The following is a 6,654-nucleotide window of genomic DNA, read 5'->3' as shown; positions in this document are numbered from 1 at the left end:
CGGTACTTAACCGCTGGATCTTTCTCTTTTTCTAAATAGTAAACAATCAGGAAGTCATTATCAATAACGGGGGTATGATTATTCATGACAGGGGCTCCTTCACTTGACTTTTAGTACAGTAATTTTTGCGGTTAACTATAGTTCTGACTCCGAAAATAGGCATGGCTTAAGGATTACCGGAAAAATCAATGTTCCATGCTCCTCGGCGGACGCCAAAAGCGGCGGCAATTCATTATCGACTATAAAGTCAGACGCCAAGAAATCTGCACTTATTAACAGAATGGCAACTCGAGCCGAATCCAAAGCCTTATTAATTTCGTCTTTCCATTGCATTCCGGGCTCAATCTTTGTGTCATCCCAAGGCAATATTAAGCCTTTTCGCTCTAACGGCTTTAAATGGATTTGAACTCGTTTCAGCCACTCAGAATCAGCGTGACTGTAGCTGATAAAGACAGACGGATTCACCTTCATACTTGATGACATGGACTTGTCTTTCCTAAATCTCTGTAAGGCGATTTCAGGGTTGTCCGATCTGGAAATGTGAGCAAGTTTAATCAGCATGCCTTGGATGCACTGTATCTGCTCAAACTCCAAGTATTTGTTAATGATTCTCAAGCTATCTAGTGATATGTAACCAGATTGAATGCTTTCAACAATATCAGCCTTATTTGCTTTGCGGTGGAACAAACAACCGCGCTCTCCATCATGAATCATTCCTTTTCCAACAATAAAGCGGATTGAGAAACTAAGCAACTCGAAGCAGTAGTATACGCTTATTGGTATTGGGCTTATAATGTCTTTCACTCCATGGATCGAAGCGACAGCCTTCCCAGTTATTCTGTCGTTCTTGTTTGTTTCCATCGAGCCGAAAAGATTGCCCCACTTTTTTCCATCGAGGCGCCCGTCTACAACGCCAATGATTAGGTTGTGAAATCCTTTTATGTCTATTAGTACATTATCTAGCAATGAATATATTTCATCCGTCCTATAATAAGCAGCATTTTCTGGTTCATAATCGCGAAATCTTGGATCTACCAGTAAAGAAAACGAAAAATAATTCTGATTTGCATTGGCGAAAGCAATTGCGGCCGACAACGCGCTGGATTCACTGAACCCAATTTCTGCGATTTCTATAGGAACAACGCTCATGCTGTGCTTCAAATTCTAACGTGCTCCAGATTGCGTTAGGATGCTAATACATGAGACTGCACGCAGTCGAGATCACGAACATCCAAACCGTGGCGCCCCCGCCGCGAGGCCGGCACCCCTTTGAACCGGGACCGTTATCTGGACCCGCCCGCGCGTCGCGGCATGCTACGTGCTTGGACCCGCGCACTGAGGGGGCGGGCAACCACGACTGGTCGGCCAACAGTTTCGCCGACTCATCGATCCCTTGCAACTCCCACTGTTCGACCGGAATCCGCCTCCCGCGCAACGGCGGTTGACCGACCCTGCCGGAGGCTCAGCGGGCCGGTCCTCGCGCTGATCGTGCGGCCGAGGCTCCGGATCGGACCCGTCCAGGATCATGTCCGGCGACCGCCCGCCGCGCCCTGTGCCCGCGGCCGTTCGATCCCAAGCCTACGCATCCGCGAACGCAGCGTACTGGCATTGATATTGAGCCGCTGAGCCGCCCCGTCCCGTGCTTCGATCTGCCAGCAGGTCTGCTCCAGCATGGTGCAGATGTGGTGACGCTCGGCCTCCTCCAGGGTCAGACCGGTGGGTTTGGTGGCCGCAGCATCGGCGGGCGCGGCCGGATGCAGATCGACCAGCTCGCCGAGTACCAGGGTGGTGCCCGACGAGAGGATCAGGGCCCGCTCGATGACGTCCTCCAATTCGCGGATGTTCCCCGGCCAGCCATAGGCGCAGAGCGCGTCCATCGCCTTAACCGGGACCCCGGTGACCGCCCGGCCCAGTTTCATGCCGGACTTGTCCATAGAAATGGCGGACCAGCAATGGGATCTCGTCCCGACGGCCTTGATCACAATCCCGACCGCCCGGCGCAGGCGCGGAGCTCGGGTCGAACGCCGGAGTGATGATCAAGGTCGCACCGAGGTCGCATCCGGCAGCCGCCGCGCCCGCTCCAACCGGGTCCAGGCCTCCAGCACGCAGGCAACCGACCAGGCCTGGCTGGGGGCGCCGCAGGGCAGGTGCGGCGGCGCCGCCTCGCAGATCTTGCTGACGGTCCCGAGCCCCGCGTCCAGATGGTCTGACGCCCCTCGCTGGCAAATGCTACAGCGGCCGGGCGGGTTTACGCCAAGTTCGCCAAGAAATACAATAGGGTAAGAAACATCACCAGATCGCCCGCCGCGTGAATGGCCTAAGGCAGAGAAGGTGCTGAAAGACCTTGGCGAGCTTGTCGCCTTGGCGTGAGAACTGTTCTTTCCAGGTTGAACGGCCCCTCTGCGCGGGTTGGAAATACGATTTTCCGCTATGGATATCACAAGCGATTCGTTCTTGGTACCAGGGCGTCCGAATAAGATCCGATACGATTCCCCCGTCCGCCCCCGGTGACAAAGACCCGCGCGACGGGGCCCCGCCCGCGACCGACGACGAGCAGACGCATGTACCGATACGACACGCACGACCAACGACTGGTGGACGAGCGGGTGACGCAACTGCGCGACCAACTCCGGCGCCACCTGGCCGGCGAGTTGAGCGCCGACGATTTGCGCCCCCTGCGCCTGCAGAACGGGCTCTACATCGAGCGCAACGGGCCCATGCTGCGGATCGCGGTCCCCTACGGATTGCTGCGTAGCGACCAGTTGCGCGCCCTGGCCCGGGTCAGCGAGCGCTTTGGCCGTGGCTACGGGCACTTCACCACGCGGCACAACTTCCAGCTCGACTGGCTGGCCCTGGAGGACGCCCCGCTGATCCTTGAGGAACTGGCCCAGGTGCAACTGCATGCGATCCAGACCTCCGGGAGCTGCATCCGCAACGTGACCTGCGACCCCCTAGCCGGGGCGGCGGCGGACGAGCCCATCGACCCGCGCCCCTGGTGCGAGATCCTGCGTCAATGGAGCGCCGCCCACCCGGGGTTCACCGCGTTGCCGCGCAAGGTCAAGATCGCGGTTTCAAGCGCCGGCGCCGACCGGCCCCTGACCCGGGTCCATGACATCGGGCTCAACTCTGGATGCACCCGCCGACGACCCGCTGCACCTGCAGCGGCTCGGCCGCGATCCGGCCTTTGCCGCCTGGGTGCGGCGCAATGTGCGACCCCACCGGCGCCCCGGCTATGCCATCGTCACCCTGTCGACCAAGCACCAGGACCAGGCCCCCGGGGACCTGTCCGCCGCCCGGATGCAGGCCATCGCCCGGTGGGCAGACGACTACAGCTTCGGCGAGGTACGGGTCACCCAGCGCCAGAATCCGGTGTTGGCGCAGGTGCGCCGGACCGACCTGCACGCACTATGGTGCCAGGCCGCCGCGGCGGGGCTCGCGACCCCCAACGTCGGGCTCCTGACGGACATCGTCGCCTGCCCCGGCGGCGACTATTGCAGCCTGGCCAATGCCCGCTCCATCCCGCTGACCCATGCCATCCAGGCCCGCTTTGCGGACCAGGACCTGCTGGAGCGCCTCGGGGACCTGGTGGTCAACTGCTCCGGCTGCATGAATGGCTGCGCCCACCATCAGCTTGCCGACATCGGCATCCGCGGCATCGACAAACAGGGGGCCGAGTATTATCAATTCGGCCTCGGCGGCAGTCACGGCGAGGAGACCCGCTTCGGTATCGTCATCGGCCCTGCAGTCCCGGCGGCCGAGGTGCCGGCCGCCCTGGAACGCCTGCTCAGCGCCTACCTCGCCCAACGCCGGGTGGGAGAGCCATTTGCCGCCACCCTCCAACGCATCGGCAGCCAGCCCTTCGCGACCGCCGCCTATGGCGCCCGGGAGCGCGACCCGAGGCCAGCCCCCGAGTCCCTATTACCCAACAAAAAGCAGTTCAGCCGCAAATGAACGCAAATAAACGCAAATCGCCATTAACGGCAACCAGTTCTCCCGGCAGATTCCACCAGGGTGAGTTGTCGCCCCGACTGATGGCTGCGCGACGCCCCGCGTTCATTTGCGTTCGTTTGCGTTCATTTGCGTCAACTATTCTTTCTGTTCCCAGGAATCACCCATGAGCATCCAGGTCGAAGAGATCACCAAGACCTTCGCCGGCATCACCGTGCTGGACCGGGTGTCGCTCGACTTTCCCACTGGCCAACTGGTGGCCCTGCTGGGTCCCTCCGGCTGCGGCAAGACCACCCTGTTGCGGGTCATCGCGGGGCTGGAGACGGCCGACGCGGGCCGCGTCATCCTGGAGGGGGAGGACGCCTCCGGCACCCATGTGCGCGAGCGCCAGGTGGGCTTCGTCTTTCAGCACTATGCCCTGTTCCGCCACATGACGGTGTTCGAGAACGTCGCCTTCGGCCTGCGGGTGCAGCCGCGCCGCGGCCGCGCCAAGGAGCCGGAGATCCGGCGGCGCGTCCTGCGCCTGCTGGATCTCGTGCAGATGGAATGGCTCGCCGACCGCTTCCCGTCGCAACTCTCCGGCGGTCAGCGCCAGCGCATCGCGCTCGCCCGGGCGCTGGCGGTCGAGCCCCGGGTGCTGCTGCTCGACGAGCCCTTCGGCGCCCTGGACGCCCAGGTGCGCAAGGAGTTGCGGCGCTGGCTGCGTGACCTGCACGACGACCTGCACGTCACCTCCATCTTCGTCACCCATGACCAGGAGGAGGCCCTGGAGGTCGCCGACCGGGTGGTGCTGATGAACCGCGGGCGGGTCGAGCAGATCGGAAGCCCGGACCAGGTCTACCAATGCCCGGCCAACCCCTTTGTCTACGAGGTCCTCCTGCCGCGGGAACGGGCGCGCACGCTGACCCAGGGTCAGCGGGTGCGCCTGGTGCCCGCACCGCTACGGGTGTTCCAACGCCAAGCGGCCTGAGATGAACTTCCAACAGTTACGCATCCTGCGCGCCACGGTGCGGAACAATTTCAACCTCACCGAGGTAGCCAGCGCGCTCTTCACCGCCCAGTCCGGCGTATCCAAGCACATCAAGGACCTGGAAGACGAATTGGGCGTTGAGATCTTCGTGCGCCGCGGCAAGCGCCTGCTCGGGCTGACCGAACCCGGCAAGGAACTGCTGCCGATCGTGGAACGCATCCTGCTTGATACCGGCAACATCGAACGCCTGGGCGAGCAGTTCGCCCGGCGGGACGAGGGGCGCCTGGTCATCGCCGCCACCCATACCCAGGCGCGCTACGCCCTGCCGCCGGTAGTGGTCAGATTCAAGCAGGAACGCCCCCAGGTGCACCTGGAGCTGCGCCAATGCGGCCCCCGGGAGGTCGTCGCCTTGTTGCGGGCGGGGGAGGCCGACATCGGCCTTGCCACCGAGGCGGTAGGCGATGACGAAGACCTGGTGAGTTTCCCCTTTTATTCCTGGCATCACGCCGTGATCGTTCCCGACGGACATCCGCTCACGACCCTGGAACCAGTTACCCTTGAGGCCCTGGCCGACTATCCGCTCATCACCTATCACGAGGGCTACACCGGCCGCTGCCGCATCAATGCCGCCTTCGCCGCCGCGGGGTTGGCACCAGACATCGTCATGTCCGCACTCGACGCCGATGTCATCAAGTCCTACGTGGAACTCGGACTGGGGGTCGGCATCATCGCCGCCGTGGCCTTCCATCCGGTGCGCGACGCCGGCCTGCGGCTGCTCCCCACTGACGGGCTCTTTGCCGTCAATACCACCCGCATTGCCCTGCGCCGCGGCCACTATCTGCGTGACTATGCCATCCGCTTCGTCACCTGCTGCGCCCCGGCCCTCACCGCCGAGCAGGTGAGAGACGCGGTGTTCCCCAAGGTCGCGGCCGAATAAACAAAGCACAACATTGTCTTTGCCTGACCCACCCCCCGTCCCTTATCCTTCAGTTGCGGACTTGACGGCGTCCTGGGGCGCTCGGGGTCGTGATCAGCGTGTCGCCGACCGCATCCCCGGTCCCGCGCCCTCAGACGGCCGAGCCCTTTCAATCCCATTCCCGGAGGTCCTTCGCGATGTGCTGCATCCATCGTTGCCGTTGTCGACCCAACACCGTCGCGTACCCATTCAATGGTCGATCCGCCACTCTACCCCGGGAAGAATGCCACTATGCCACTGTCCAGCGTCGTCGATTATTACAACGTCCGCCTGCCTGAACTGCACCCGCGCGCCCATCTGCGCCGGCGGGCAAGCTACCGACTCCATCGCGGCCTGCTGACCGCACAGATCGCCGGTTTTGTCCTCACGCCCTATCTGGTCCCGGTGATCAAGGCCGCCACCGGTGCCTTGTTCGGCCAGCGCGCGAAGCTCTTTGTCCGGACCGAGGACGGGCATCCCGCCCCGCCCGAGTCGCTCTATGTCCAGGCCTGGGATGCCGACGACGTGGTGTTTCTGGACCGCTTCCTGCGCACCTTCCATGCGTTGAACCACCTGCACCAGGGCCATGACGGTCGTGAACTGCTGGTGCTGGACGTGCATCTGCGCCATGTGGCCGCGCTACCCGAGCACCACGGCGAGGTCTTCGAGACCCTGTTGCACCGCTTCGGTCTGCGGACCGACCAGGTGGTGCTGCGCCTGGACGCGCGGGCACTGCACACGGATGCCCATGTGCAGGAGGCGGCCAGGAGTTTCACCGGCT

4 protein-coding genes and 2 pseudogenes are annotated in these 6,654 nt (G+C 62.3%); 4 read left to right on the top strand and 2 right to left on the bottom strand.

All coding sequences use genetic code 11. The annotated features are described in order from the left end of the window. Positions 1–135: 135 nt before the first annotated feature. On the bottom strand, positions 136–1,161 hold the full coding sequence (locus QZY48_RS26295) for a toll/interleukin-1 receptor domain-containing protein (protein ID WP_295436494.1): 1,026 nt from the start codon (positions 1,159–1,161) through the stop codon (positions 136–138). Positions 1,162–1,523: 362 nt separating this feature from the next. Continuing rightward, positions 1,524–1,919, bottom strand: coding sequence for a helix-turn-helix domain-containing protein (locus QZY48_RS26290; RefSeq protein ID WP_295436493.1), 396 nt, complete (start codon positions 1,917–1,919; stop codon positions 1,524–1,526). A 642-nt stretch (positions 1,920–2,561) separates the two neighbouring features. On the opposite strand from QZY48_RS26290, the pseudogene QZY48_RS35040 reads away from it, so the two are divergent. From QZY48_RS35040 to QZY48_RS26270, 4 genes and pseudogenes are all read left to right on the top strand, one after another. After that, positions 2,562–3,861 (top strand): annotated as a pseudogene (locus tag QZY48_RS35040) (nitrite/sulfite reductase); the annotation flags it as partial. A gap of 253 nt (positions 3,862–4,114) precedes the next feature. Further along, a pseudogene (locus tag QZY48_RS26280) lies at positions 4,115–4,819 on the top strand (sulfate ABC transporter ATP-binding protein); the annotation flags it as partial. A gap of 100 nt (positions 4,820–4,919) precedes the next feature. Further along, positions 4,920–5,855 carry a CysB family HTH-type transcriptional regulator gene (locus QZY48_RS26275; RefSeq protein ID WP_295436489.1) on the top strand — a complete coding sequence of 312 codons (936 nt, stop codon included), beginning with the start codon at positions 4,920–4,922 and terminating at the stop codon, positions 5,853–5,855. A gap of 270 nt (positions 5,856–6,125) precedes the next feature. After that, positions 6,126–6,654, top strand: a 529-nt coding sequence (locus QZY48_RS26270) for a hypothetical protein (protein WP_295436488.1), incomplete at its 3' end; no start/stop codon positions are given.

Origin of the sequence: uncultured Thiodictyon sp., assembly GCF_903828115.1 — a bacterium.
GTDB lineage: Bacteria > Pseudomonadota > Gammaproteobacteria > Chromatiales > Chromatiaceae > Thiodictyon.
The sequence above is the reverse complement of the archived record's forward strand: the minus strand, read 5'-3'. Positions and strand labels throughout refer to the sequence as shown.

Coding starts and splice junctions, on each gene's coding strand:
- QZY48_RS26275 (WP_295436489.1), top strand. CDS start 4,920: ATGAACTTCCAACAGTTACGCATCCTGCGCGCCACGGTGCGGAACAAT.
- QZY48_RS26290 (WP_295436493.1), bottom strand. CDS start 1,919: ATGAAACTGGGCCGGGCGGTCACCGGGGTCCCGGTTAAGGCGATGGAC.